This is a genomic window from Erythrobacter fulvus (genome assembly GCF_028595285.1).
Taxonomy (GTDB): domain Bacteria; phylum Pseudomonadota; class Alphaproteobacteria; order Sphingomonadales; family Sphingomonadaceae; genus Erythrobacter; species Erythrobacter fulvus.
The window spans coordinates 22,308-49,234 of record NZ_JAQQXQ010000001.1; the positions used below are offsets into that span (position 1 = coordinate 22,308).

Annotated in this window: 25 protein-coding genes and 1 pseudogene; 15 read left to right on the forward strand and 11 right to left on the reverse strand. The window is 63.7% G+C overall.

Annotation, left to right across the window (positions count from 1 at the left end; all coding sequences use genetic code 11):
* Positions 1 to 231: pseudogene (locus OIK40_RS00090) on the reverse strand (pyridoxal-5'-phosphate-dependent protein); the annotation flags it as partial.
* A 63-nt stretch (positions 232 to 294) separates the two neighbouring features.
* On the opposite strand from OIK40_RS00090, the gene OIK40_RS00095 reads away from it, so the two are divergent.
* The 4 genes from OIK40_RS00095 to OIK40_RS00110 are packed head-to-tail and all read left to right on the forward strand — an operon-like array spanning position 295 to position 4,241.
* Positions 295 to 1,521 (forward strand): saccharopine dehydrogenase family protein, encoded by a 1,227-nt coding sequence (locus OIK40_RS00095; RefSeq protein WP_273675176.1) that lies wholly within the window; start codon positions 295 to 297, stop codon positions 1,519 to 1,521.
* A complete protein-coding gene (locus tag OIK40_RS00100) occupies positions 1,521 to 2,483 on the forward strand; it encodes a peptidyl-alpha-hydroxyglycine alpha-amidating lyase family protein (RefSeq protein WP_273675177.1) in 963 nt (320 codons plus the stop codon). The genes OIK40_RS00095 and OIK40_RS00100 overlap by 1 nt, the downstream gene beginning before the upstream one ends.
* Positions 2,484 to 2,485: 2 nt before the next feature.
* Positions 2,486 to 3,679, forward strand: a complete 1,194-nt coding sequence (locus OIK40_RS00105; RefSeq protein WP_273675179.1) for a carboxynorspermidine decarboxylase — start codon at positions 2,486 to 2,488, stop codon at positions 3,677 to 3,679.
* A 37-nt stretch (positions 3,680 to 3,716) separates the two neighbouring features.
* Positions 3,717 to 4,241 carry a YbjN domain-containing protein gene (locus OIK40_RS00110; protein WP_273675181.1) on the forward strand — a complete coding sequence of 175 codons (525 nt, stop codon included), beginning with the start codon at positions 3,717 to 3,719 and terminating at the stop codon, positions 4,239 to 4,241.
* A gap of 12 nt (positions 4,242 to 4,253) precedes the next feature.
* Here the strand turns inward: OIK40_RS00110 and OIK40_RS00115 are convergent, their stop codons facing one another.
* On the reverse strand, positions 4,254 to 5,291 hold the full coding sequence (locus OIK40_RS00115; protein ID WP_273675182.1) for a DUF3137 domain-containing protein: 1,038 nt from the start codon (positions 5,289 to 5,291) through the stop codon (positions 4,254 to 4,256).
* Positions 5,292 to 5,376: 85 nt separating this feature from the next.
* On the opposite strand from OIK40_RS00115, the gene OIK40_RS00120 reads away from it, so the two are divergent.
* Both OIK40_RS00120 and OIK40_RS00125 read left to right on the forward strand, forming a co-directional pair.
* Positions 5,377 to 5,949, forward strand: a complete 573-nt coding sequence (locus tag OIK40_RS00120) for a LemA family protein (RefSeq protein WP_273675184.1) — start codon at positions 5,377 to 5,379, stop codon at positions 5,947 to 5,949.
* A gap of 226 nt (positions 5,950 to 6,175) precedes the next feature.
* On the forward strand, positions 6,176 to 7,381 hold the full coding sequence (locus OIK40_RS00125) for a type III PLP-dependent enzyme (protein ID WP_273675185.1): 1,206 nt from the start codon (positions 6,176 to 6,178) through the stop codon (positions 7,379 to 7,381).
* A 22-nt stretch (positions 7,382 to 7,403) separates the two neighbouring features.
* Here the strand turns inward: OIK40_RS00125 and OIK40_RS00130 are convergent, their stop codons facing one another.
* The 4 genes from OIK40_RS00130 to OIK40_RS00145 form a co-directional block, all read right to left on the reverse strand.
* Positions 7,404 to 8,099 (reverse strand): nitroreductase, encoded by a 696-nt coding sequence (locus tag OIK40_RS00130; RefSeq protein ID WP_273675187.1) that lies wholly within the window; start codon positions 8,097 to 8,099, stop codon positions 7,404 to 7,406.
* Positions 8,100 to 8,185: 86 nt separating this feature from the next.
* A complete protein-coding gene (hemA, locus tag OIK40_RS00135) occupies positions 8,186 to 9,406 on the reverse strand; it encodes a 5-aminolevulinate synthase (protein WP_273675189.1) in 1,221 nt (406 codons plus the stop codon).
* A 170-nt stretch (positions 9,407 to 9,576) separates the two neighbouring features.
* Positions 9,577 to 10,374 (reverse strand): glutamate racemase, encoded by a 798-nt coding sequence (gene murI, locus OIK40_RS00140; protein WP_273675190.1) that lies wholly within the window; start codon positions 10,372 to 10,374, stop codon positions 9,577 to 9,579.
* A gap of 57 nt (positions 10,375 to 10,431) precedes the next feature.
* The gene (locus tag OIK40_RS00145; protein WP_273675192.1) at positions 10,432 to 11,226 is read right to left on the reverse strand and encodes a LuxR C-terminal-related transcriptional regulator; all 795 of its coding nucleotides are present in this window, start codon (positions 11,224 to 11,226) and stop codon (positions 10,432 to 10,434) included.
* A gap of 133 nt (positions 11,227 to 11,359) precedes the next feature.
* Here OIK40_RS00145 and plsY point away from each other — a divergent pair, with 133 nt between their 5' ends.
* The 5 genes from plsY to OIK40_RS15020 all read left to right on the forward strand — a co-directional run bounded on the left by plsY (position 11,360) and on the right by OIK40_RS15020 (position 16,746).
* Positions 11,360 to 11,941 carry a glycerol-3-phosphate 1-O-acyltransferase PlsY gene (plsY, locus tag OIK40_RS00150; RefSeq protein ID WP_273675194.1) on the forward strand — a complete coding sequence of 194 codons (582 nt, stop codon included), beginning with the start codon at positions 11,360 to 11,362 and terminating at the stop codon, positions 11,939 to 11,941.
* A 40-nt stretch (positions 11,942 to 11,981) separates the two neighbouring features.
* A complete protein-coding gene (gene dprA / locus OIK40_RS00155) occupies positions 11,982 to 13,085 on the forward strand; it encodes a DNA-processing protein DprA (protein WP_374211762.1) in 1,104 nt (367 codons plus the stop codon).
* Between the two features lie 92 nt (positions 13,086 to 13,177).
* Positions 13,178 to 15,727 carry a type I DNA topoisomerase gene (gene topA / locus OIK40_RS00160; protein WP_273675196.1) on the forward strand — a complete coding sequence of 850 codons (2,550 nt, stop codon included), beginning with the start codon at positions 13,178 to 13,180 and terminating at the stop codon, positions 15,725 to 15,727.
* 87 nt (positions 15,728 to 15,814) lie between these two features.
* Positions 15,815 to 16,105, forward strand: a complete 291-nt coding sequence (locus tag OIK40_RS00165) for a hypothetical protein (protein WP_273675197.1) — start codon at positions 15,815 to 15,817, stop codon at positions 16,103 to 16,105.
* Positions 16,093 to 16,746 (forward strand): response regulator, encoded by a 654-nt coding sequence (locus OIK40_RS15020; RefSeq protein WP_309557454.1) that lies wholly within the window; start codon positions 16,093 to 16,095, stop codon positions 16,744 to 16,746. Before OIK40_RS00165 ends, OIK40_RS15020 begins: the two co-directional genes overlap by 13 nt.
* 173 nt (positions 16,747 to 16,919) lie before the next feature.
* Here OIK40_RS15020 and OIK40_RS00175 read toward each other — a convergent pair whose 3' ends face one another.
* The 5 genes from OIK40_RS00175 to lepB form a co-directional block, all read right to left on the reverse strand.
* The gene (locus OIK40_RS00175) at positions 16,920 to 17,354 is read right to left on the reverse strand and encodes a hypothetical protein (protein WP_273675198.1); all 435 of its coding nucleotides are present in this window, start codon (positions 17,352 to 17,354) and stop codon (positions 16,920 to 16,922) included.
* A 117-nt stretch (positions 17,355 to 17,471) separates the two neighbouring features.
* Positions 17,472 to 18,491: an SH3 domain-containing protein gene (locus OIK40_RS00180; protein WP_273675200.1), complete on the reverse strand. Its 1,020-nt coding sequence runs from the start codon at positions 18,489 to 18,491 to the stop codon at positions 17,472 to 17,474.
* Between the two features lie 340 nt (positions 18,492 to 18,831).
* Positions 18,832 to 19,752 carry a GTPase Era gene (gene era / locus OIK40_RS00185; RefSeq protein WP_273675202.1) on the reverse strand — a complete coding sequence of 307 codons (921 nt, stop codon included), beginning with the start codon at positions 19,750 to 19,752 and terminating at the stop codon, positions 18,832 to 18,834.
* 124 nt (positions 19,753 to 19,876) lie between these two features.
* Complete coding sequence (gene rnc, locus OIK40_RS00190) at positions 19,877 to 20,560, reverse strand: ribonuclease III (protein WP_273675204.1); 684 nt, start codon at positions 20,558 to 20,560, stop codon at positions 19,877 to 19,879.
* Positions 20,557 to 21,411, reverse strand: a complete 855-nt coding sequence (gene lepB, locus OIK40_RS00195) for a signal peptidase I (protein ID WP_273675206.1) — start codon at positions 21,409 to 21,411, stop codon at positions 20,557 to 20,559. The genes rnc and lepB overlap by 4 nt, the downstream gene beginning before the upstream one ends.
* Positions 21,412 to 21,460: 49 nt before the next feature.
* Here lepB and pgi point away from each other — a divergent pair, with 49 nt between their 5' ends.
* The 4 genes from pgi (at position 21,461) to gorA (ending at position 26,899) form a co-directional block, all read left to right on the forward strand.
* Positions 21,461 to 23,023, forward strand: a complete 1,563-nt coding sequence (gene pgi / locus OIK40_RS00200; protein ID WP_273675212.1) for a glucose-6-phosphate isomerase — start codon at positions 21,461 to 21,463, stop codon at positions 23,021 to 23,023.
* A 238-nt stretch (positions 23,024 to 23,261) separates the two neighbouring features.
* Complete coding sequence (locus OIK40_RS00205; RefSeq protein ID WP_273675214.1) at positions 23,262 to 23,657, forward strand: hypothetical protein; 396 nt, start codon at positions 23,262 to 23,264, stop codon at positions 23,655 to 23,657.
* 267 nt (positions 23,658 to 23,924) lie between these two features.
* Entirely contained in the window at positions 23,925 to 25,427 is a 1,503-nt protein-coding gene (locus OIK40_RS00210) for a DEAD/DEAH box helicase (protein WP_273675216.1), read from the forward strand.
* A gap of 119 nt (positions 25,428 to 25,546) precedes the next feature.
* Positions 25,547 to 26,899 carry a glutathione-disulfide reductase gene (gene gorA, locus OIK40_RS00215; RefSeq protein WP_273675218.1) on the forward strand — a complete coding sequence of 451 codons (1,353 nt, stop codon included), beginning with the start codon at positions 25,547 to 25,549 and terminating at the stop codon, positions 26,897 to 26,899.
* Positions 26,900 to 26,927: the final 28 nt, after the last annotated feature.

The following is a 26,927-nucleotide window of genomic DNA, read 5'->3' on the forward strand; positions in this document are numbered from 1 at the left end:
TACGGCGACCACCCCACCGGCGCGCTCCGCCTCGGAAAGATTGGAAAGCCGCCACCATGCGCCGCGGATCTTGAACGCACCGATGGGTTGGAGATTGTCGGCCTTCACCCATGCCTGCACGCCGTTTATATCGACCGGCAGTAGCGGAGTGGGTGGAAGAATCGCGGCCACAGCCTCGGCAGCGGCGCGCACGCCGTCGCTGGTCGGTATTCTGACGTCGGCTTGGATCATTTGTCCCTTCTCATGCATTCGACTAAGCGCAGCGCAAGATTCGCATAACGAAAGGTTCCTAACATGTCGGCAGCAAAATCCAGCACCGTCCTTGTCATTGGCGCGGGTGGGGTGAGCTCGGTGTGCGTTCACAAGATGGCGTTCAACCCCGATATCTTCCCCGAAATCCACCTTGCCAGCCGCACCAAGTCAAAGTGCGACGCGATCGCTGCGTCGGTAAAGGAACGTTGCGGGCGCGACATCGCCACCTATGAAATCGACGCCGAGGAAGTCCCGGCGATGGTCAATCTGATCCGCAAGACCGGCGCGGGCCTCGTGGTCAACCTTGCGCTGCCCTATCAGGACCTGCCGATCATGGACGCCTGCCTCGAAGCGGGCGTCGATTACCTCGACACCGCGAACTACGAGCCCAAGGACGAGGCGAAGTTCGAATACAAGTGGCAGTGGGCCTATCACGATCGCTACAAGGACGCAGGGCTGATGGCGCTGCTGGGTTCGGGCTTCGATCCGGGCGTGACCAGCGTGTTCACGATGTGGCTCAAGAAGCATAAGCTGAAGACCATCCGCCAGCTCGACATTCTCGATTGCAACGGCGGCGATCACGGCCAGCACTTCGCCACCAACTTCAACCCGGAAATCAACATCCGCGAAGTGACCGCCCCCGCGCGCCACTGGGAGAATGGCGAGTGGGTGGAAACGCCCGCCATGTCGAACAAGGTGCAGTTCGATTTCGAGGCGGTCGGCCCTAAGAACATGTACCTGATGTATCACGAGGAGCTGGAAAGCCTCGCCAAGTTCAATCCCGAGCTTGAGCGCGCGCGCTTCTGGATGACCTTCGGCGACCAGTACATCACGCACCTCACCGTGCTGCAGAACGTCGGCATGACCTCGATCGAGCCGGTGAAGTATCAGGGCAAGGACATCATCCCGCTGCAATTCCTCGCCGCCGTCCTCCCCAAGCCCGAAACGCTGGGCGAAACCACCAAGGGCAACACCAATATCGGCGTGATCGCGACCGGCGAGGCCTTGGACGGTTCGGGCGAAAAGACATTCTACATCAAGAACATTTGCTCGCACGAAGCGGCCTTTGAGGAAACCGGCAACCAGGCGGTCAGCTACACCACCGGTGTGCCCGCGATGATCGGCGCGGCGATGATGGTGCAGGGCAAGTGGGCTGGTGAGGGCGTGTTCAATATCGAACAGCTCGATCCCGATCCCTTCATGGAGATGCTCAACCAGCACGGTTTGCCGTGGACGGTCGAGGAAATGGCCGGGCCGGTGGGCTTCTGATGCGCCGCGCCCTCGCGTTGCTGGCGGTTCTGGCGCTAGCGGCCTGTGACGTCGCCGCGCCGCCGCCGCCGCGCGAGGATGTGCCGGTGCTGGCGGTCGATACCGGCTGGCCGACCATTCCCGCAGGCATACCCTTCGGCGAGGTCAGCGCAGTCGATGTTGACGCTGAGGGCAACGTCTGGGTGCTTCACCGCGCCGGGCGAGTGTGGGAAGAGCCGTTTCCGACGACCCCGATCACCGATCCCACCGTTTTCAAGTTCGCGCCCGACGGCACGCTGCTGGCGCAGTGGGGTGAAGGGCTGTTCATCATGCCGCACGGGCTTTCTGTCGACGATGCCGGCAAGGTGTGGATCACCGACGTGGCGCATGAACAGGTGTTCCGCTTCAGCCCCGAAGGCGTCGAGGAACTGGCGATCGGCACACGTGGCGTCACGGTGCAGGATGCCACACATTTCGGCCGTCCTGCCGATGTCGCTTTCCTAGGTGATCGCGTGTTGGTGGCCGACGGCTATGTGAACACCCGCGTTGCCGAGTTCTCGCCCGAGGGCAAGTTCATCCGCGACTGGGGCGATTTCAAGGTCGCCCATGCCGTCGCGGTGGACGAGGCGCATATCTATGTCGCCGACCGCGAGAATGCCCGGATCCAGATATATGATCACGACGCAAAGCTCGTCGAAAGCCGCGTCTCTCCGGCAGGCAATCACACCTACAGCCTGAAGCCGTTGGGCGGCGGGCGGCTGCTCGCGGTCGAGGGGCGGGACGGCGCGGATCGCAAGGGCGCGGTGATCCGCATCTATGCTGCCGACGGTTCGGTCGAGGCCAGTTACGATATCAGCCTTCCCGGAGAGGATGCGAGCCTTGGGCATGATCTTGCGATCGGGCCGGACGGCCATATCTATGTCACCGACGTGCCCGGCGGGCGCGTGGTGCGCTTCTCTCTCCCCAGCAATTCGGACGAATAGCCATGCAAACCAAGGCCGGTGATCCGGGCGCGTTCGCCCATTTCGATCTGTCGCGCGTCGACAGCCCCGCCTTCGTGGTCGATGCGGCCAAGCTGCGCGCCAATTGCCGCGTGCTGGCAGGGGTGCGCGATGCTGCTGCAGCGGACGGCGGGGATATCAAGGTGTTCGCCGCGCTGAAGGCATTCTCCATGTTCTCCACCGCGCCTATCATCGGCGAATATCTCGACGGCGTTTCCACCTCGGGCCTGTGGGAAGCGCGCCTCGCATCGGAGTTCTACGACGGCGAGATCGCCACCTATTCCGCCGCCTTCAAGCCGGAGGAGCTGGAAGAGATCTGTCGCCTTTCGGACCACGTGATCTTCAATTCCCCCGGCCAGCACCAGCGTGCGCGGCTGATCCTCGAACAGGCGGCGGCGAACGGCGCGCCGGTCAGCGTCGGCCTGCGCATAAACCCGCAAGTGCCGACGGGCGAAGTTGCCAAATATGATCCTTCCGCCCCCGGCTCGCGGCTCGGCTATCCGCTCGACCAGTTGACCGAAGAAGACATGGAGGGGATCGAGGGCATCCACTTCCACAACCTGTGCGAACAGGATTTCGAGCCCCTGAAGGCCACCTGGGACCGCGTGTTCGACGTGATCGAGCCCTATTTCGGCCAGCTCAAGTGGATCAACATGGGCGGCGGACACCACATCACCCGCGCCGATTACCAGCGCGATGAACTGGTCGATTTTCTGAAAGATGCCGCCGCCGACACCGGCTGCCAGATCATCCTTGAACCGGGCGAAGCGGTGGCGCTGGATGCGGGCATTCTCGTCGGCACGCTGCTCGATACCCATTTCAACGAAATGCCGGTGGGCATCACCGATATCAGCGCCACCTGCCATATGCCCGACGTGCTGGAAGCGCCCTATCGCCCGGCAATGCTCGGAGAGCTGACCGATCCCGACATGATCCCGATCCGGCTGGGCGGGCCGTCCTGCCTCGCGGGGGACGTCATTGGCGATTACCGTCTGCCGGTGCCGGCCGAACCGGGCGCGCGCTTCGCCTTTCTCGACCAGGCGCATTATTCGATGGTCAAGACCAACACCTTCAACGGCGTGGCCTTGCCGAGCATCTGGCTGTGGGACAGCGAGACCGATGCGCTCGACTGCATCAAGCGGTTCGACTACGAGGATTTCAGGGATCGCCTGAGCTGATCCGGGATACTCCCGGCCGGCAGGTGCGGGAGGTTACATGAAATTCGCTTCGCTCATTCTCGCTGGCGTCCTAGCGCTGGCCGCCACTTCCGCGCCGCTGGCCGCGCAGGATTTCGTTGCCGAGCGGGTGGTCAAATCGGTCGGCACCGCCGATCTTGCCGCGATTGCCGGCGCGCTGGGCCATCAGGTGCTTGAACAGGGCGAGGGCGATGATGTCGTGGTGCTTGCCGAGGATCCGAACCAGATCAGGTATGTCCTGCTGGGCACTGCGTGCGACGTGGGCGAGGTTTCGGGTTGTCAGGGCGTGCTGATGCAGGCGCAGTTCGATCTGCCGGCTGGCACCACCTACGAAACGGTGGCCAGGGCCAATCTCGATTTCGCAGCGCTCAATGTCTGGGTCGATTTCGAGCAGAAGTCGCTTGGCTTCACCCGCTATGTCGTGCTCGATCAAGGCGTGACGATGGCCAATCTGCGCGCCAATATCGACGTGCTGCTGAGCCTGATCGGCGAAGCCTATCCGGTCGCGGCCGGAGAGGCGCTGGACAGCGGCGGCGCGGCCTGAGGCGAAAGTGCTCTAAAGCCCCTTGCGTCCGAAGCCGCCCGCCGGACGCGCGACTGCGGCAGCGGCGGTTTCTTCGCCTTTCAACGCGCGCGTTTCCGCCAGAACCCGTCCGCGCTCGTTCTGGTTGATCGCGACGGCAAGGCCTGCCAGCGCAGCAAATTGCTCGGCCGCTTCCTCGGCCCGCATCCGGTCCTCAGCTGCGTCCATCGAACCGCTTTCGAACATGTCCTTGCCCTCGACTGCAAGGATGACCTCGCCGCGCGCGAACAGGGCGCGCAGTTCCTTGGCGCCGAATGCGCTTTCCAGCTTCAGCAGGTGTTCGACATAGGACGGGTGAACCAGCACCCGCGCTTCGACCTGATCGTCGCTGAACAGGCCGAATTTCTCGTCGAAAGCGGGATGCACCTGATCGACGAAATCGAGCCGGTGCCCGCCGAAGCTGACGCTGTCCTTGGTCCCGCCGAGGCCGAACCACTTGCGGTGCATTCCCGCGCGCTGGAGCAGGGTGGTCGACCGAAAGGGACGCCCGAAACCGAGCTGGATGATGACGCCGCGGAACACGGTGACCCAGCGCTTGTTCTTGCCCGAACCGCGCCGTTCCTCGAGATGGGCTTCGTACAGGTTGAAGGCGTGCCCTTCGAGCGTGCCGTGCCAGCGATCCTCGAAGCTGGAGCGGTGGTGTGACGGCACCAATCCGTAACGCCGTGCCGCCTCGAATTCGGCGCCCGGCTCTACGTCATGTTCGTAGGCGACGCCGAAACTGCGGGCGATCGCCGAATTGATGCCGATCTTGATCGCCTTTTTCGCATCGGCAATCGGCTGGTAGCCCCACACCGTCACTGCGATGGCCGCGCCGAAGGTGATCATGACGCGCAGCCCGGTCGGCCATGTAGGCCCGAACCACAGGAATGCCAGCACAGGCAACAGCAGCGCCGCGCCCCAGGTCCAACGCGAGGCGGCGCGTTCCTTGGCAGAGGCCCGCATATCGGTCTGCGTTGCCAGCCATTCGCCCAGCTCGCCCTGCATCAGATTGTCGATATTCGTGCGCATCGCCTGCGGCCATAGCGCGATCTTGTCTGCATTCCCTTAACAATTGCGTATTATAGTGCCGCGCGGATACAGGAGCTTTTGCATCATGGTTGATATTCTCGGCTGGTTCTGGACTTCGGCAATCCTTGTGATTGCAGTCGTGTTCGTGCTGCTGTTGATCGGCATCTACAACACGCTCGTCCGGCTGCGGCAGAACGTGCGGCAGGGTGTGGCGGACATCGACGCACAGCTGCGCCAGCGCCATGATCTGATCCCCAATCTGGTGGAAGCGGTGAAGGGCTATGCCGGTCACGAGGCAGGCACGCTGGAGGCAGTGATCGCGGCGCGCAATGCCGCGGCGCGGGGCGAGCCGTCTTCGGGCAGCGAACAGCAACTGCGGGTTGCGCTCGATAACCTGCTGGCGCTGGGCGAGGCCTATCCGGATCTCAAGGCGTCGGCGAATTTCCAGTCGCTTCAGAGCGAACTGGCCGATGTCGAGGACAAGCTGGCCGCCGCCCGCCGTGCGTTGAATGCCGCTGCGGCCCGGTTCAACTCGGCCCGCGAATCCTTCCCGGCCGTGCTGTTCGCCGGGCTGCTCGGATTCGGCGAGGCGGACTTCCACCGGCTCGACGACAGCGAGAAGGGCAGCGTCGACCAGGTGCCACGGATCGCCTTTTAAGCGCGACGGAACGCACGGAAAAACCGGAACTTTTCTGTCCTGCTCCGTTGATGGAGCATGACCTGTCTTCAAAAAGTAACATCCCGCCCCGCGCGGGACCTTTTTTCGTTTGCATTTTGGCCCCCAGACCCTAAATGCGCCGTTCCGCTGCCCCAAGGGGACTTCCAAACCGCAAGGCAGCTTGTCGTTTTATGGTTTCAACGAACCGTTTTGGGGGTCCCTTGAGTTGCACATTTATCCCGACGCACTGGCTGTAGTCCGCGACCTTCGTCCGGACGAACCCGTCATCCTCAACCGCCCGCACGCCGCGCGGCGCGCCGCCCGTTTCTTTGTCGAGAAATTCCCGGGCAAGGTGCTCTATGCGGTAAAGGCCAATCCCGCGCCCGATCTTATTCAGGTGCTGTGGGATTCGGGAGTGACCCATTACGATGTCGCCTCGATCGCCGAGGTGCGGCTGGTGCGCGGACTGCTGCCGCAGGCCGTGCTCTGCTTCATGCACCCGGTGAAGACCCCGGCGGCGATCAGCGAAGCCTATTTCGAGCATGGCGTGCGCACCTTCAGCCTCGATTCGGTCGAGGAGCTGGAGAAGATCGTCGATGCCTGCCGCAACCGCGAAACCGGCGAAGCGCCGCGCGACCTGCGCCTGTGCGTGCGGCTGCGCGTGTCGTCCGAATATTCCGAGCTTTCGCTGGCCTCGAAGTTCGGCTGCGATCTCGTCGAAGCGCCAGCGTTGTTGCAGGAAGCCCGCCAGCATTGTGACTGGCTGGGGGTGTGCTTCCACGTCGGCAGTCAGGCGATGACCCCGTTTGCCTTCGTGCAGGCGATGGACCGCACCCGCGCCGCGATTGCCGAGGCTTCGGTGGTGATTGACATGATCGACGTGGGTGGGGGCTTCCCGAGCGCCTATCCGGGCCTCGAACCGCCGCCGATGGAAGATTACTTCGCGATCATCGCGCGTCACTTCGAAGCCCTGCCGATCGCCTACAACGCCGAACTGTGGTGCGAACCCGGCCGCGCGCTGTCGGCCGAATACAGCTCTATGGTGGTGCAGGTGAACAAGCGCCGCGGCGAAGAGCTGTACATCAACGACGGCGCCTATGGCGCGCTCTACGATGCCGCCCACGTGGCGTGGCGCTTCCCGGTGAAGGCGCTCGAGGACGACCTGATCGAGGACGATGCCGATTTTGCCTTCTACGGGCCGACCTGCGACGATGCCGATTACATGAAGGGCCCGTTCCGGCTCCCGGCCGACATTCAGGCGGGCGATTATGTCGAAATCGGCATGCTCGGCGCTTACGGCGCGGCGATGAAGACCGGCTTCAACGGCTTCGGCGCAGCGCAGCAGGTGACCGTGCTCGACGAACCGATGATGAGCCTGTTCGACGGCAGCCGCGTGCGCGAAGCCGCGGACAACGTGGTGAGCTTGCGCTGAACCTTGATGTGCGGGTTCGAGGCTAGTCCTCGAACCCCACGAACCGCGCCGCCTCGTCCACGCTACGGCGGGTGATCTTCACCGGGTTGGCGGGGAAGTCCGGATCGGGCCAGCCCAGCGCCACGGCCTTCATGATCACCTGATCATCGGGGATGCAGGCATGTTCGCGCACCACCGGCGACTGCATGATGCCTTGTGAGTTGATCACGCAGCCAAGGCCCTTGCTCCACGCCGCGTTGACCAGTGCGGTGGTCACCGCGCCGCAATCGAACACGGTGTCGTCGGCGTCGGACAGTTCCTTGTCATAGGTGACGATCACGCAGACTGGCGCATCGAACTGGCGGAAGCCGCGCAGCACCCAGTCCTGCCGTTTTTCCTTGTCGTCGCGGGCAATACCCATCGCTTCGAACAGCTGGATCGCGCAGCCCACCTGGCGATCGCGATGGACGCCCTGAAAGGGGTGGCCCTTGCGGAATTCGCGGCTGTCGGGCTCGCCTGCCAGAATACGCTCGGTATTGCCCTTGCGGATCCGGTCGAGCGGTTCGCCGGTGATGACGTGGAAGTGATAGGGCTGGGTGTTCATCGACGAAGGCGAGCGCATCGCCATCGCCAGCACTTCCTCGATCAGTGCGCGCGGCACGGGCTTGTCGAGATAGCCGCGGATGCTGCGCCGTCCGAGGACGACTTCGGCGTAAGTCTGGTCAGGCGTGCCGCCCATTATGCTCTCTCCCGATTCTGTGTTCGGGAGGACTGCTAGCGCAGCCGCGCGCGTCCACAAAGGACGCTACGGCAAGGCGAGGGCAATCAGGCCGCCTGGCGCAGTTCCAGCTCCAGCCGGTCCCAGATTTCGACCAGCGCGGCCGTCAGCTCGTCCATCATGGGCTCGGTATGGTGCGGCCCGGGCGTGAAGCGCAGCCGCTCTGTGCCGCGCGGTACGGTCGGGAAGTTGATCGGCTGCACATAAACGCCGTATTCGGCCAGCAGGATGTCGCTGATCTTCTTGGCGCGCACCGGATCGCCCACCATCAGGGGCACGATGTGGGTGACGCTGTCCATCACCGGCAGGCCGGCTTCGGCGAATTTCAGCTTCAGCAGCGCAGCGGCGCGCTGCTGCGCATTGCGTTCGACACTGCTTTCCTTGAGGTGCCGCACCGAGGCAAGCACGCCCGCTACCAGCACCGGCGAAAGCGAGGTCGTGAAGATGAAGCCCGGCGCATAGGATCGGATGCAGTCCACCACCTTGGCACTTGCCGCGATATAGCCGCCCATCACCCCGAACGCCTTGCCCAGCGTGCCTTCGATGATGTCGATCCGGTGCGCGGCATTGTCGCGTTCAGAAATCCCGCCGCCACGCGCGCCGTACATGCCCACCGCGTGCACCTCGTCGATATAGGTCAGCGCGTTGTACTTCTCTGCAAGGTCGCAGATCGCGTGGATCGGGGCGACATCGCCTTCCATCGAATAGACGCTTTCGAAGGCGATCAGCTTGGGTGTGTTGGCATCCTCGGCCGCGAGCAGTTCTTCGAGATGCGTCACGTCATTGTGACGGAACACGCGCTTTTCGCAGCCCGAATTGCGGATGCCGGCGATCATGCTGGCATGGTTCAGCTCGTCGGAAAAGATCACGCAGCCCGGCAGCAGCTTGGCCAGCGTCGACAGCGTCGCGTCGTTCGAGACATAGCCCGACGTGAACAGCAGCGCGGTTTCCTTGCCGTGGAGATCGGCCAGTTCCTGTTCCAGCTGCACATGCAGGTGGGTGTTGCCGCCGATATTGCGCGTGCCGCCCGAACCGGCGCCGACATCGTGCAGCGCGTCTTCCATCGCGCCGATGACCTTTTCGTGCTGGCCCATGCACAGATAGTCGTTGGAGCACCACACGGTGATCGGCTTGGGGCCATTGTGGCCGTGGAAACAGCGCGCGTTGGGATAGGCGCCCTTGTTCCTCATGATGTCGATGAAGACGCGGTAGCGGCCTTCCTCATGCAGGCGGTCAATCGCCTGATCGAAGATCTGATCGTAGTTCACTTCGCGCGTCTCTTTGTCTCGCAGGGCAGGGCGGTTGGCCGGAGCGGTGGCATCCGGTCATCTGCGCTCATAACCCGCAAACGGGGGAAATGTTTCGCGGTTATCTAGGTCAGGGTAATCGGTTTGACCACCCGCGATCTTTGCGAGCGAATCGCAGTTTTCGGCGGCGTTCAGAACGCCTCGACCGGGCCGAAACCGCGCGCGGCGAGCGCCGGTTCTAGACCGGCGGCAGCTTCGATCGGGCCGGTGACGACAAAGCGGTTGGGGCCGGTGGCCGCGAATTCCTGCCCTTCCAGCAGATGCGCGATGCGGCGCGCGATGCCTTGCGCGCCGTCGACTTGCGCGACCTGCGGGCCGAAGGCTTCCTCCAGCTCATCGGCCAGCAGCGGGAAGTGGGTGCAGGCGAGCACCAGCGTATCGAGGTTCTCCGCCCCCGGCATGGCGGCAATGCGGGCGTGCACGTCGGCGATCAGCGCGGGATCGACCGGACGCCCGCGCAGCTTGGCCTCGGCGGCCTCTACCAGACCGGGTGCGGCGACGCGCAACAGCTGCTTGCCGTTCGCGAATTTCGTTTCGAGGTCGTCGACATAGGCCTGCCGGATAGTCGCTTCGGTGCCGACCAGCCCGATCGTGCCGGTCTTCGTCAGCGCGGCGGCAGGCTTGATCGCAGGCACGGTGCCGACGACCGGCACCGCCAGCACCTCGCGCACCATGCCGAGCGCAATGGTGGAAGCGGTGTTGCAGGCGATGCAGACCAGCCGCGGACGGAACCGTTCCGCCATGCGCCCCAACAGGCCGGAAACGCGCGCTGCAATCTGGGCTTCGGTCTTGGTGCCATAGGGCAGGCCGGCGAGGTCGGCGGCGTAGATCACCGGGGCTTGCGGCAGCACTTCGCGCAGCGCGTCATACACCGTCAGCCCGCCAACACCGGAATCGAACAGCAAAACGGGGGATGCGGCATCGACCATCAGCGCCGTGCGATGGCCGATGCCACAGGGGACGTCAACAACAGGCTGGATTGTCTCCTAACCTGCGGGTTGCAGGCCTTCGGGAAGGATTGGGATTCCGCGATCCTTGAACGTGTCGAACGAAACGGCGATGTATTCGTCCTTGCTTACCCGGCCGTCGGAATTCCCGTCATACTTCTCGAAGAACGCGGCTTTCGCCGATACGCCGGTGTAGACGGTGCGGCCCATGGCATCGTCTATCGGGAAGGTGCTGGGCGCCTCTGCTGTTTCGATAAAGCCGGATTCGTCCTGGTCGACCGTGCCGAAGATGAAGTCGAGCCATTCGCGAATTTCCGTTGCCGAAGCCGGCTTGTACTTCATCTCGCCCGATGACAGCATCAAGGTCTTGCGGTCATCGTCGTCGCTCTGGCCCTGCAATTGGCTTGTCGTACGAACCCGGGACATTGCTTCTGGAGCTTCCGCTCCCTGCGGGGCAGGCTGAAAGGCGATCAGGGCGGCGGCGAAAAGGGATAAGGTCATAATCAAAGCTCCGATTCTGAATTGAATGGAGCTTGGTTTCTGTCCGCCATCCACTTTGTCCGACAGGTCCGGTGAATGGGGGGCGGCCCAATCGTACCCTTCCGCCTGAGCCAGCATTTGCGCAGCTTCGATCGAGCTCGCAACGTCCAGCTTGAGTCGCGCAGTTTTCAAGCGCTTTTCAATCGCGTGGTGCGATACCCCCAGATCGAGCGCTATCTGCTTGGCGGTCTGGTGATGCATCCAGCGCCGCAGGCAATCCTTCTCCTTTTCGGTCAGGCGATCGACCCGCGATTGCAGGTCGTCGGTATCGGGAAGGACTTCGGGTTTGTTCATTGCCGGGGACGATAAGGTATCATCGGCAAATCGCCAGTACGGTCGGACCGTAGCTTGGATAATTGTCGCTTCGAACCGGGCGAAATCGGTTTTTTGCTACCCATTCGCATTCATTCGGCTAATCAATTCGGCTATGGAAAACCTCTACGCCGCGCTGCTGGGCTTCGTGCTTGGCTCCATCCCCTTCGGCCTGATCCTGACCCGTGCTGCGGGTCTGGGCGATGTACGCAATATCGGTAGCGGCAGCATCGGTGCAACCAATGTGCTGCGCACCGGCAACAAGGGGCTGGCGGCGGCCACGGTGCTGCTCGATGCGGTAAAGGCGGTGATCCCGGTGCTGGTCGCAAAGGCCGTGTGGCCGGGCACGGAAGGCATCGCAGCGGTGGCAGCGGTGGCGGGGCATTGTTTCACCCCGTGGCTGGCCTTCAAGGGCGGAAAGGGCTTTGCCAGCGCGGCTGGCGCACTCGGGGCGCTGGCTTTCCCTGCGTTTATCGTCTGCGCCATGATCTGGGTTGCTACCCTGGCCATCAGCCGGATTTCCTCTGTCTCCTCGCTGGTCAGCGTCATCGCCGCGCCGTTTGTAGCATGGGGCATGGGCTTCCCGCAGGTGATCGCGCCGCTGATCGCGATTGCGGCGATCGTGATCGTCCAGCACCGCGCCAATATCGGCCGGTTAATGCGCGGCGAGGAGCCGAAGGTGGGCAGCAAGACATGATGCGAGCGATCATCTGATGGAGAGCCAGGGGTCGCAGCCGATGCTCTCTCAGAACGAAGCGTTCGCGCGGATCAGGCTCCTGCGCTCGCCCAATATCGGGCCGGTGAGCTATCGCCAGCTCATCGCCCGCTTTGGCAGCGCGGCTGCTGCGCTGGATGCCTTGCCCGATCTCGCCAGCCGGGGGAAGGGGCCCTATCGCCCCGCCGCAGCCGAGAGCATTGAGCGCGAGGTTGCCGCGGTGCGCAGGGCGGGCGCGCGCTACCTGTTTCACGATCAGCCCGATTACCCTGCGTTGCTGGCCGAACTCGATTCCGCACCGCCGATCGTGACCTGCCGTGGGCGGCTGTCGCTGGCGTCCGATCCCTGCGTTGCGCTGGTCGGCGCGCGCAACGCCAGCGCGGCGGCGGTGAAACTGGCGCGCGATTTCGCGGGTGGGCTGGCGGAGGCGGGCTTCACTGTCGTGTCGGGCCTTGCACGCGGCATCGACGGCGCCGCGCACGAGGGCGCATTTCCGGCCACCATCGGCGTGATCGCCAGCGGGATCGACATCACTTACCCCCCGCAGCACGTCGATCTTCAGGAACGCATTGCCAGCGAAGGCCTGCTGATCGCCGAACAGCCCCCCGGTACCGAGCCGAGGGGAAGACACTTTCCCAGCCGCAACCGGATCATCGCCGGCCTCGCGCTTGGCACGCTGGTGGTCGAGGCCGCGCCGCAATCGGGCAGTCTAATCACCGCAAGGCTGGCGGGCGAGGCGGGGCGCGAGGTGATGGCGATCCCCGGCTCTCCGCTCGATGCGCGCGCGCTCGGCTGTAACCAGCTGATCCGCGAAGGTGCGGTGCTGGTGCAGACGCCGGAAGAGGTTGTGGAACTGCTCCAGAGCTTCACTGGCGCGCCGCGCTCGCGCTTCCGCGTGGCCGAAGATGCATCGGGTTTCGACTATGCCGAACTGGCCGCGGCGGATTGGGACGCGACCGGCACCGAAGCGATTGCCGCGCTGCTTTCCAACGCGCCGGTCGGCATCGACGAACTCATCCGCCAGTCGGGTGCCAATGCGGCCGGCGTGCACATGGCGCTGCTCGAACTCGAACTGTCGGGGGAACTGGTGCGCGAGGCGGACGGGCTGGTGCGGCTGGCGGGTTAGTCGATTTTGCGTGCACAACGCGCTTGACGGCCTAAGAAGTGCGGCCCCACCCTCGCGCACACGTACACGTAAGGGACATTTCCATACCCGCCATGCAGCTCGTCATCGTTGAATCTCCCGCCAAGGCGAAAACCATCGAGAAATACCTGGGCAAGGACTACAAGGTCCTCGCCTCCTACGGCCACGTCCGCGATCTGCCGCCCAAGGACGGCAGCGTGAAGCCGGAGGACGATTTTGCGATGGAGTGGGAACTCTATCGCGACAAGCAGAGCCGATTCAAGGAAATCGCCGATGCCGCCAAGACGGCCGACCGGCTGGTGCTCGCCACCGACCCTGACCGTGAAGGCGAGGCGATCAGCTGGCACGTGCAGGAGCTGCTGGCGAAACGCAAGGCGCTGCCCAAGAGCGTGGAGCGCGTCACCTTCAACGCCATCACCAAGCAGGCCGTGACCGAGGCCATGGCGAAGCCGCGCGAGCTCGATCAGCCGCTGATCGACGCCTATCTCGCCCGCCGCGCGCTCGATTACCTGTTCGGCTTCACGCTTTCGCCGGTGCTGTGGCGCAAGCTGCCCGGTGCCAAGAGCGCGGGCCGCGTGCAATCGGTGGCCCTGCGCCTGATCGTCGAGCGCGAGCGCGAGATCGAGGCGTTTCGGGCGGACGAATACTGGAACGTCGTCGCGCGGATGCAGCATGACGGGACCGAGTTCGATGCCCGTCTGGTGCGCTTCAGGGGCGAGAAGCTCGACAAGCTCAGTCTTGGGCAAGAAGGCATCGCGATGGAAGCCAAGGCCGCGGTGGAAGCCGGGCGCTTCACCGTCGAAGGGGTCGAGACCAAGCCGCTCAAGCGGAACCCCGCGCCGCCGTTCACTACCTCAACCCTGCAACAGGAAGCCGCGCGCAAGCTGGGCTATTCGGCGCAGCACACCATGCGGCTTGCGCAATCGCTCTACGAGGCGGGCGCGATCACTTACATGCGTACCGACGGGGTGCAGATGGACATGGGCGCGATCCATGCTCTGCGCGATGCCATCGGTGCGCGTTATGACAGCTCCTATCTGCCCGAAAAGCCGCGCTTTTACAGCACCAAGGCCAAGAACGCGCAGGAAGCGCACGAGGCGATCCGGCCGACCGATTTCACTCGCGAACGTGCCGGGACGGGCGACGAGGCCAAGCTTTACGATCTGATCTTCAAACGCGCCATGGCAAGCCAGATGGCGACCGCGCAGCTTGAACGCACCACCATCACCCTGCGCGATGCGACCGGACAGCACGAATTGCGCGCCACCGGTCAGGTCGTCCGCTTCCCCGGCTTCCTTGCGGTCTATCAGGAAGGGTTCGACGATTCGGACGAGGACGAGGACGGCCTGCTGCCGATGCTGAAATCGGGCGATTGCCCGGCCAAGCGCGGCGTCGAAGCCACCCAGCACTTCACCCAGCCGCCGCCGCGCTTTTCCGAAGCCTCGCTGGTCAAGCGGCTGGAGGAACTCGGCATCGGGCGTCCGTCCACCTACGCCTCGACCATCCAGACCCTGCGCGATCGCGCCTATGTGCGGATGGAGAAGAACCGTTTCTTCGCGGAAGAATCGGGCCGGCTGCTGACCGCTTTCCTCGAACGCTTCTTCCCAACCTATGTCGCCTATGATTTCACCGCGGGCATGGAGGACGAGCTCGATGTCGTTTCCGACGGGCGCGAGGATTATAAGACGCTGCTCGCCCGCTTCTGGAAGGACTTCAAACCCAAGGCCGACGAGGTGATGGAGAAGATGCCTTCGGAAGTGACCGAGGCATTGGACGATTACCTGTCCGACTTCCTGTTCCCCCCGCGCGAAGACGGCAGTGATCCGCGCGCCTGCCCGCTCTGCGCGTCGGAAGGGCGCGCCAATGGCCGCCTCAGCTTGCGCGGCGGGCGCTTCGGGGCCTTCGTCGCCTGTGCCAATTATCCGGAATGCAAATATACACGCCGCTTCGCCCAGCCGGGCGGCGAGGGCGAGGGCGGGGCGGATGACGGCATTCTCGGCCAGCATCCTGAAACCGGCGAGGACATCCACCGCAAGACCGGTCGCTTTGGTCCCTATGTCCAGATGGGCGATGGCAAGGAGGCGAAACGGGCCAGCATTCCCAAGGACCTCGACGATTTCGATCTCGACTGGGCGGTGAAGCTGCTTGGCTTACCGCGCATCATCGGCGCGCATCCGGATACGGGGCTGGAAATCGAGGCCAATATCGGGCGTTACGGCCCGTATCTGCGGCATGACGGAAAGTACGGCAAACTCACCAATACGCGTGAGGTGTTCGAGGTGGGGATGAACCGTGCGGTCGATATCCTTGCTCAGGCGGCCAATCGCGGCGGCGCGGCACGGGGCAAGGCGGAACCCATCGCCACGCTGGGCGCGCACCCGACGAGCGGCGGCGAGATCAAGGTCATGCCGGGCCGCTACGGCCCCTATGTCACCGACGGCACCACCAACGCCACGATCCCGCGCGACACCAAGCCCGAGGACGTGACGCTTGAAGCAGCGATCGCCCTGATCGACGCACGCGCGGCGAAGGGGCCTGCCAAAGGCAAGGCAAAGAAGAAGGCCGCGCCCAAGAAGGCCGCCGCGAAGAAGAAGGCTCCGGCGAAAAAGAAGGCGGCAAAATAGTCTCTTCCGGCCCTGCCGGGGCCCTCGCGTTCGTAAATCATAAAGCATTGCAGCCTATCACTGGCCTTCGAGACCAGGGGCTGCACCGTGATTGAGATCGAAGTCCAGAACGAGACGCACCAGACCCAGGCCCGCCTGCGCTTTGCCGCGGTGCCGCGTATCGGGGAAGGCATCCGCCTGCGCGAGCCGGACGGGATGTGGGCGAGCTACGATGTGCTCGACGTGTGGTACCAGAAAGCCGAATTCGGCGATGTCTGGATGCCCTATCTGCATGTGCGCATGACCCCGGGAGAGGGCGCGGCAGTAGACGGCTATGCCGATGAGTACGACGACGGCTTTGCGTCGCTGGGCGGGGAGCAAGAATCGTGCAGAATCTGATCAAGCGTAACAGCGGCCCGCAGCGCCGTTCGGGCATGGAGGGCAAGACGCTCGCCGAAAAGCTCGCCCAGAGCGAGCGCGCCCGCGAAGCTGCACAGACGCAGACGCAGGCGGAAACGCCGGCCGAGGCCGCGCCGGTGGAAGATGCGAAAGCCGAGATGCAGTCGCGCGCTCCGGCTGCGCCCGCACCGGGCTCTGCCGACACCGATTCGATCGTCGCCGCCGCCAAGGCCATGCGCGATCGCTATGCTGGACGGGAAAAACCGGTCGCCGCAGCCAAGACCTGCCTGATCGTCGATGACAGCCGGGTGATCCGAAAGGTTTCCAGCAAGATCGCCATCAGCCTCGGCTATGTCGCGATCGAGGCCGAGAATGGCGAGGAAGCGCTGGCGCGCTGCAAGAAAGCGATGCCCGATCTGGTGCTGACCGACTGGAACATGCCCGAAATGGACGGCATCGCCTTCGTCCAGAAACTGCGCGCGATCCCCACGCCAAAAGAGCCGGTGGTGGTGTTCTGCACCTCGAACGGCGAGGCCAAGGACATCCACGACGGCATCGCCGCGGGCGCGGACGATTATATCGTCAAGCCCTTCGACGAGGCGGCGCTCAAGGCCAAGCTGGAGAAGCTGGGGCGGGGGTGAGGCTGTCGCCTATGGCAAGGACCACGCGTCCTGAGCCGGTCGAAGAACGGCATTCCTGCCACCATCGGGTGTCCGTTTTCGAGCTGGAACCGAGCAGTCGCTAATGGCCGCAAGTTTGTTTGATTTGGGATGTCCTTAGCTTTGCGCCGACTGTGCGAGTTCAATCAGCTAAGCTAACAGCCATCGGGGATCTGTTCCCCGCGCAGTGCCAACTTGAGTTCGAAGTTTGCGGCAACCGCCTTCATTTCAATCGGGTCGTAGCCCGAAACCTCAAGCTGATACACGCCGGTGCGGGGTAGCCTGATACGAACATCTGCACCAAAACCGGTGCCCGTTATCAGCGGAGTCTCGCCAACAATTCCAAGAGTGAAATTGAGGCTCGGGTCTGGCCTTGTGTTGACCAAAAGGAGGGTCTCGTCGGTATTGCCATCGAAATGGTAGACCGCTGGAGAATATGGCTTCGCCGAGCCGGTCACGTTGATCGGGCAAGCAGTTGTGGCTAGCGGCAGCAGACCGGGAGCCTGCGGCGGCGGTGGCGGTACTGCAAACGCAGGTATTGCTGCCACCAATGCAGCCAATGCTGCAACTTTGCGCAAATCAACCAACATTGTCGTGCCTCCGCTGGTGAATTGCGCCCGGCTTCCGGTCTGCCACAGACCTTGATTCAGTGTCGGCGCATCCACACGCTTGCGAATGGACCCATCGCCGAACCGAGCCTAATGATGTCACCGGCACCTGGGATGGGTTCGGATATCGCGAATGTCTACGATCCGGCCATTGGCGGCTGTCGTCTGCACGCACAGGCGCGTCGGGCGGAAGTAGTAGATGCCGTAAATCGTGCTGCCCGATGACTGGGAATCGACATTCTCGAACCCGCGTGTGCGAAGTTCGTCGATTGCATTGACTGCATACATGCCTTCAATCCCGGCGATGCTACCCGAATTGCCGCCGCCGCTGGAGGTGGTTCGTAGATAGCGTTCGCGGGCCCACCCGTTCAAATAGCCGTCGAGCGTTGCGACATGACACCAGTTCTCGCCTTCGGAAGACTTGCATCCTGTCCGGCGCAAGGTTGTGCCGCCATTCACCCGCCCGACGACATAGCCGTTCTTGGAGGGTGTGCCGATGATCTTCAGCTGGCCGGAACTGAGTCCGTAAACCTCGACCAAGTCTCCAGCGCTGCCGCCATAATCGGGCAGGTGGCTGGCGCTCGAATCGCTGGCCCGCAGATAGCGGTCGCGCGCCCAGCCCTTGGTGCGGCCGTTCATGGTCGTGACTTCGCACCAGCTTTCGCCATTATAATTGTCGCAGCCATAGTTCCTGAGCAGCGACCCCTCATCGACTTGGCCGCGCACGCGAGAATTCTTGTCGGGTTGGGCGAAAATGCGCAGCGTCCCGGATTGCAGCCCATGGGCTTCAACCTGCTGCCAGTCCTGCTGGTAACCGCTTTCGTCCTTTTTCTTGTCCTTGCGTGACAGCAGCAAAGCGCCGATCGCTACCGCACCGATTGCGGCCGCAGCCACCGCCACATCGCTGCCTCCACCCTTGCCGCAATCCTTGTTCGAAGCATCGGTGATCGCAGTGTAGCGTCCGTCGTAAGTCTCGACCCGAATGCAATTCTTGTCACGCGCGTGCCAATAATAGCTGATCTGGGTGCTCGCCTCGGTCTTGCCTTCGGCGTAGGTGAAGCCGCGCTGTTCAAGCGCCGATTGACCGCTTGATGCCCTGACCCCGACGAGGTCGGTCAATTTGTTGGCTTTTTCGGCCAGAACTGGCGTTGTAACAAGTCCGGCAGCTACCGTCGCAGCTACAAATTTCGCGATGATTTTCGCCATTATCCAGCCCTCCCCCAAACGAGAGGGAGTGTCTCAAGTAGTTGGCATATTTGTCAAGCGCGCGCGCTGCCCTGTCATGAGGCCCGTGGTGCTCGATTGAGCCAATAGTTTATTCGGAATCGGGCGCGTTGAGGTTCCGCTTTCGCCATCTCCGAGTGCAAAGCAGAAATGGCTCGGAGCGGATTTACCTTCCGCAACGAGGTCGCGTCTCGGACGGCGGTTTTTGGCCCAAGTCTGGATTAAACGGACGTTCCTAGCGCACCCAGTCGAGCCCGATTTCCTCGAACAGTTCCTTGTCCTCGGCCCAGTTTTCCAACACCTTCACGTGCAGGAACAGGTGCACCTTCACGCCCAGCACCTCTGACAATTCCTTGCGGGCCGCCTCGCCGATTGCCTTGATCTTCGATCCGCCCTTGCCGAGCACGATCGCGCGCTGGTTGTCGCGGGTGACCACGATCTGCTGGTGGATCTCGACGCTGCCGTCCTTGCGATGCTCGTATTTCTCGGGCCGCACCGCGCTGTCGTAGGGCAGTTCCTCATGGAGCTGTTTATACAGCTGTTCGCGCGTGATCTCGGCGGCGAGTAGGCGTTCCGAGGCGTCGGAGACTTGATCCTCGGGATACATCCACACGCCCTCGGGCATCAGCTTGGCGAGTGTCTCTTTCATCTCCGGCACGCCTTCACCGGTCAGCGCTGAGACGAAAAACACTTCCGAAAAATCGACCTTGCCGGTGAGTTCCTGCGCCAGCGCCAGCAGCGGCTCCTTCTTCGCGCGATCGACCTTGTTGAGGACCAGGATCTTGCGTTCCGGACGGCCCGCCAGCGTCTCCAGCAGCGGTTCCAGTTCATGCCGGCGCTGCTTGATCGGATCGACCAGCAGCACCACCGCATCGGCGCTTTCCGCGCCTTCCCACGCGGCGCTCACCATCGCCCGGTCAAGGCGGCGGCGCGGGGCGAAGATGCCGGGGGTGTCGACAAGGATCATCTGCACCGGCGTGCCATCCGCCAGTTCGTGCAGTGCGATGCCCAGCATTCTTGCGCGGGTGGTCTGCGCCTTGGCGCTGGTGATCGCGACCTTCTGGCCGACTAGGCTGTTCACCAGCGTCGATTTGCCCGCATTGGGCGCGCCAAGCACGGCAACGACGCCGCAGCGGGTGGGGGGATTATCCGTCATTCAAAAGCTTTCATTTCCTTGCCCTGCCATAGACGCGCAGAGCCAATGTTTCACGTGAAACATATGTAGAACATACCTCAAACTGGCCTTAACCGGGCGAAAAGGGGGCCTAATCGGGCGAGATTCACCCGAACGCCTCCAGAAATGCCTTGGCCGCCAGCCGTTCGGCCTCGCCCTTGCTGGTGGCGGTGGCTTCGGCCTCGCCGACATTACGGACGCTGACGCGCACGGTGAAGCGCGCCGCGTGGTCCGGGCCGGAACGGTGGGTGACTTCGTAGACCGGCATCTGCCGCTTGTTGCCCGCCGCCCATTCCTGCAGCGCGCTTTTGGGATGCTTGGCCTTGCCGACATCGCCTTCCAGCTCGCGTTCCCACAGGCGATAGACCGATCGCTGCGCGGCATCGAAGCCGTTTTCGATGAAGCAGGCGCCGATCAGCGCTTCCATCACGTCGCCCAGGATCTTGTCGCTATCCGCCCCGCCGTCGTCGCGCGCCTGCTTGCCCAGCCGGATATGCGCAGGCAGGCCGATCTTGCGGGCAATGCGCGCGCAGGTGGAGCCGCTGACGAGCGCGTTCAAACGCTGCGACAGCTTGCCCTCCGGCCCGTCGCCCGCGCGATAGAGCCATGCCGCCACCGACAGGCCCAGCACGCGGTCTCCGAGAAATTCCAGCCGCTGGTAATCGATCGCACCGCCGCCTGCGCCGTTATAGCTGCCGTGGGTCAACGCTTCGAGCCAGCGCGTTTCCTCGTTCACGGTAAAGCCGTGTGTTTCCAGCCATGCGCGGGTTTCCGGTTCGAGCGCGGTCACAGGCTGTCTCCGATCCGGTTCCAGCGCGCGGCGGAGAACCACGTCCAGGGCTTGATCCATTCGGCGCTGCCGTCGGTCGACCAGACGATGATCCCGGCGCGGCCCACCAGCCGTTCAAGCGGAACCATGCCCACCGCATCGCCTGCTGCGGCCGGCCAGCGGCTGTCGCGCGAATTGTCGCGGTTGTCGCCCATCACGAACATCGCGCCTTCCGGCACGGTTACGGGAGCGAAACTGTCGCCCGGGGTCAGGCCAAAATCGAGCACTCCGTAAGCCTTCCCGCCCGGCAGGGTCTCGCGGAAACGCGCATAGCGGCAGGCCGTGCGCCCGTCTTCCAGCCGTGCCGCATCACCGCCCCATTCACAGCCCGTGTTGGGGGACATGGGGATAAGGAAATCGGACATCCGCTCGCGCGAAACAAGCTTGCCGTTCAGCACCACCTGACCGCCGATCACCGCGACTTTATCGCCCGGCAGGCCGATCACCCGCTTGATATAGTCGCGCCCGTCGACAGGGTGCTTGAAGATCACGATATCGCCGCGTTCGGGGATCTGGGCCAGCACGCGCCCTGCGGGCAAGGGCAGATCGAACGGCAGCGAGTGGCGCGAATAGCCATAGGGCCATTTTGCGGCGAGCAGATAGTCGCCGTTCATCAGCCGCGGCAGCATGCTTTCCGACGGAATCGAAAAGGGCGAGAACACCAGCGTCCGCAGAACCAGCACCGCCAGCAGCAGCTTTATCATCAGCCAGATAAAGCTGCCGGGCCTGTCACCATCGCGCGCGGTCCCCGGCGCGCCCCCTTGCGCGGCAGGCATCATCGCCTCTGCGAGAGATTGGCTCTTAACATCCATCTCTCATGCCCTTAGTCGCAGCTGCAGATATGCGCAAAGGGGAACGGTGATGAGCGGCTTGGACGAAGGGCGGAACAAGGCAGGCGTGGCGGCAGCCTGGTCGCAGCTGCGCGGGCTGGAGGCCCGGAGCCTGAAGGCACTGTTTGCCGGTGATGCCGGACGGGCCGCCGCCATGACCCGCCGCATCGACTGGCCGGTGGAACCCGGCAGCGAGGCGCAGGCGGGCATGACGATCGACTTTGCCAAGACCCATCTGGGTGAGGCCGAACTCGCCGCTTTCGAGGAACTGGCCGAGGCCGCAGGCTTTACCGCAGCGCGCAAGGCGTTGTTCGGCGGCGGGATCGTCAATCCCACCGAAGGCCGCGCCGCCACCCACGGCGCCCTGCGCGGCAGCGGCACCCCTGCGCAGGTGGAGGAGGCCGAGGCATTGCTGGCGCGCATGGGCATGCTGGTAGAGGCGATCCACGAAGGCGCGCTGGGCGAAGTCCGTCATTGCATCGCTATCGGCATCGGCGGATCCGCGCTGGGCCCGGCCCTGGCCATCGACGCGCTGACCCGTGATCTGGCGCTGGTCGATGTGCATGTCGTCTCGAATATCGACGGGCTGGCGCTGGAACAGGCCTTTGCCGCCTGCGATCCGGCCACCACGCTGATCGCAGTCGCATCCAAGACCTTCACCACCATCGAGACCATGACCAATGCCGCCAGCGCGCTGAAGTGGCTGGCCGAAAACGGCGTTGCCGATCCCGGCGGACGGGTGGTGGCGCTTACCGCCGCGCCCGAAAAGGCGGTGGAATGGGGCGTCGATGAAACCCGCGTGCTGCCGTTCCCCGAAAGCGTGGGCGGTCGCTATTCGCTGTTCTCCAGCATCGGCTTTCCGATTGCGCTGGCTGTGGGGATGGATGAATTCGCCGCGATGCTGGCCGGAGCGAAGGCAGTGGACGATCACTTCCGCGCCGCCGAAGGTCGCGCCAATGCGCCGCTGCTCGCTGCCTTTGCCGACCAGTATTACACGCGCCTGCGCGGCTGCCAGACCCGCGCCGTGTTCGCCTATGACGAACGGCTCGCGCTGCTGCCCGACTATCTCCAGCAGTTGGAGATGGAATCGAACGGCAAAAGCGTGACCGTAGACGGCGAGCCAGCCGACGGGCCGACCGCGGCGGTGACATGGGGCGGGGTGGGCACCGACGCGCAGCATGCGGTGTTCCAGTTGCTGCATCAGGGCACGCATCTGATCCCGGTCGATTTCATCGCCAGCATTGCGCCGGGCGACGATCTTGATCCGGCGCACCACCGCACGCTGTTGATGAACTGCCTTGCGCAAGGCGCGGCGCTGATGGCAGGCAAGCCGTCGGACGATCCCGCGCGCGCCTATCCCGGCGACCGGCCTTCGACGACATATCTCGTCGATGATTGCGATGCCGCTGCTCTGGGCGCGCTGATCGCGTTCCACGAACAGCGCACCTTCGCCAATGCGGTGCTGATGGGGATCAATCCCTTCGACCAGTTCGGCGTGGAACTGGGCAAGGCGATCGCCAAGCAGATCGATTCGGGCGAAGGGGAATTCGATCCCAGCACCACCGCGCTGATGAAGGCGGCAGGGCTGGCGTAACCGGCACTGATGCAGGCAGGTCACACCCGCGCCACGCGGTGCGGGGCAGGGGCTTCGGTTGTTTTCCGGCGCTGTTTCATGGTTTCGTGCCCAAGCAAGAATCTGACAGCTTCAATGGCGCGCGGTGACATATCGCGTTGAATCCGCATTTATCCGGCGTTCGATTTGCACCATCGGCCCAAATGCTTATCTTTTCGCGCGAACCCTTACCGATCCTCTCCCCCCGACAAGGTTTGCGATGAAAAACGTTCTGACGTCCGCTGCTGTGCTGTTTTCGCTCGTCTGCGCCCCCGCGGCGCTGGCCGAAGATCAGGCGGGGGACGGCACCGCGCGTTCCAAGGTCAAACCCGTGCGGCTGATCGCCTTCGACGGCGCGCGCGAATTTCTCAAGACTTCCACCCGCCTCAGAGTCTGGCGCGGCGAGGTGGGTTACACGCTGGCGGTCGATGCCGCGGGCACGCCCACCGATTGCGAACTGACCGAGCGGTTTCGCATGAACTACGTGAACGACAAGCTGTGCGAGGTGCTGATCAAGCATCACACCTTCGAACCCGCGCTCGACACCAGCGGGATGCCGGTGGAAGGCAGCTATGAAGGGCTGCTCAATTATCAGGAACTGCGCGAACGGGATTGATCGCGGTTCTTGCCGCATCAAGCCCGGCTTGTTTTTCCAGCCGAACCCTTAATCCTTTGACTTTTGCTGCCGAAGCGCCCATCTGGGCCGCATCGAAGCGCGCTAGCCAGCGTGAAGCGGCGGAACTCTGAAAGCATCCGCCCCGGCCGCGCCTCGGTTTTTCCCCAAGGACTTCCCTTTTCACGCGGGCGGTTTGAACCCCCGCGCCGCGCGCGCCGTCCGTCATGGACAGGCTTCGCGTGCGTCGCACATTATGCGAGTTACATTATGACCACTTTCGCTGATCTCGGGCTGTCGCAGCCCGTGCTCCAGGCCCTCGACATGAAGGGCTACACCACGCCGACCCCGATCCAGGAACAGGCCATTCCGGCCGTCCTGAAGGGTCGCGACCTGCTCGGCATCGCCCAGACGGGCACCGGCAAGACTGCCGCCTTCATGCTTCCCAGCATCGACCGGCTGCGCGAGGCCGACAAGCAGATCCCGTTCAAGTCCTGCCGCATGCTGGTGCTGGCCCCGACCCGCGAACTTGCGGTGCAGATTGCCGACAGCGCCAAGGATTACGGCGCGCTTGCCGGGCTGAAGGTGCAGTGCATCGTCGGCGGCACGAGCGTCGGCAAGGATCGCAACAAGCTGCATCGCGGCACCGACATCCTTGTCGCAACGCCCGGCCGTCTGCTCGATCTGATCGACCAGAAGGCGTTCAACCTCAACGGCATCGAAGTGCTGGTGCTCGACGAGGCGGACCAGATGCTCGACCTCGGCTTCATCCACGCGCTGCGCAAGATCCGCGAACTGGCGCCGAAGGATCGCCAGACGCTGTTCTTCAGCGCCACCATGCCCAAGGCGATCAAGGAGCTGGTGAGCGGCTTCTGCAATAACCCGGTACAGGTTTCGGTCACCCCCGAAAGCACCACCGCCGAACGCATCGACCAGTACCTGTTCATGGTGCAGCAGGACGAAAAGCTCGCCCTGCTCGAAATGATCCTCAAGGGCCGGCATGCGGTGCCGGGCGAATTCGAGCGGATCCTGATCTTCACCCGTACCAAGCACGGCGCTGACCGCGTGGTGAAGAAGCTTGCCCAGAGCGGGATCGAAAGCAACGCGATCCACGGCAACAAGTCGCAGCCGCAGCGTCAGCGCGCGCTCGACGAGTTCCGCAAGGCCCGCGTGCCGGTGCTGATCGCAACCGACGTCGCCGCGCGCGGGATCGATATTCCCGGCGTCAGCCACGTGATCAATTACGAACTGCCCAATGTGCCGGAACAATATGTCCACCGCATCGGCCGCACCGCGCGTGCGGGGCGTGACGGGGTGGCGATTGCCTTTTGTGCCGAGGACGAGCGCGCCTATCTGAAGGATATCCGCAAGACCACGGGCGCCGAGCTCGATCGCCTGCCGTTGCCGGATAATTTCCGCGCAGTCGTGGAAGGTGTCGGGCCGGACAAGCCCGCACCGCGCCAGCCGCAAAAGCGCGTGCAGCCGCGCCCGCTTGGTGGTCGCGGGGGGCGTCCCGAACAGCGGGGCGAGCGTCGTCCGCAAGGCGAACGGCGGCCTGACCAGCGGGGCGACCAACCGCGCGGCGAGCGTCGTCAGGGCGATGAAGCCCGCGGCGATCGTCGTCCGCAGCAGGGCAAGCCCGGCGGCGGCGGCCAGCGCAAGGCGCATGGCGAGAACCGCGGCGGCAGCCAGAATCGCGGCGGTCGCGGGCGTCCCGGCGGCGGTGGGCGTCCCGGCGGTGGTGGCGGACGAAATCGTTCGGCCAACGCCTGAGGCGTAACCGGAGGCTGCCGCATGGCGTAGTCTCTCGCAAGAGAGGCGCGCCTTGCGGTTGGCATCCACGCTGCCATCGGCCATAGCGCGCCTGCCACCCAGACAGGAGCACGCTGCGCATGGCCGACCAATACGACTTCGATCTTTTCACCATCGGTGCCGGTTCGGGCGGGGTGCGCGCCAGCCGCGTTGCCGCTGCCCATGGCGCGCGGGTGGCGGTGGCCGAGGAATATCGCGTTGGCGGCACCTGTGTGATCCGCGGCTGCGTTCCCAAGAAGATGCTCGTCTACGGCGCGCATTTCGCCGAGGATCTGGAAGACGCCAAGCATTTCGGCTGGACGATTGGCGAGAAAAGCTTCGACTGGGCGGCCTTGCGCGATCACGTGCAGAACGACGTCACCCGGCTGGAGGGCCTCTATGGCCAGACGCTCTCCAACCACAATGTCACCGTCTTTGAAGAACGTGCGACCATCACCGGCGATCATGAAATCACGCTGGCAAGCGGCAAGGTCGTCACCGCGAAATACATCCTGATTGCCACCGGCGCGCGTCCGCATGTGCCCGATTTTCCGGGTAACGAACACGTCATCACTTCGAACGAGGCGTTCCATCTGGATACCATTCCGCGCCGCATCCTGATCGCGGGCGGCGGCTATATCGCTAATGAATTTGCCGGCATCTTCAATGAATTCGGCAGCAAGGTAACGATCGCCAACCGTTCCGACACGATCCTGCGCGGCTATGACGAGGCGCTGCGCGACCGGCTGCTGCAGATCAGCCTGACCAAGGGGATCGAGTTCTGCTTCATGGCCGAATTCGAATATGTCGAAAAGCAGGACGACGGCACGCTCCGCGTCAAGCTGACGGGCCATGACGAACGCACCTTCGATGCGGTGATGGTGGCCACCGGCCGCGTCCCCAATATCGATGGGCTGGGGCTGGAAACCATCGGCGTTGAATGCGGCAAGCGCGGCGAGATCGTGGTCGACAAGTTCAGCCGCACCAATGTCGATTACGTCTATGCCGTGGGCGACGTGACCGACCGCGTGCAGCTGACCCCGGTCGCGATCCGCGAAGGTCAGGCCTTTGCCGATAGCGTTTTCGGCGGGGTCGAACCCTATGCGGTCGATCATTCCTGCGTGCCGAGTGCGGTGTTCAGCCACCCGCCGATTGCCGCGGTCGGCATGACCGAAGGCGAGGCACGCAATGTGCTCGGCAGCATCAAGGTCTATCAGGCCGATTTCCGCCCGATGAAGAACGTGGTGGCGGGCCGCAACGAGCGCAGCCTTTACAAGATGATCGTCGATGCCGCGAATGACCGGATCGTCGGCATCCATATGATTGGCCCCGAAGCGCCCGAGATCATGCAGGCCGCTGCGGTGGCGGTGAAGGCAGGGCTGACCAAGGCCGATTTCGATGCGACCGTGGCGATCCACCCGACGATGGCGGAAGAACTCGTGCTGTTCAAATAGGGCTCTGGCCGCGAAAAGGGGACGACAG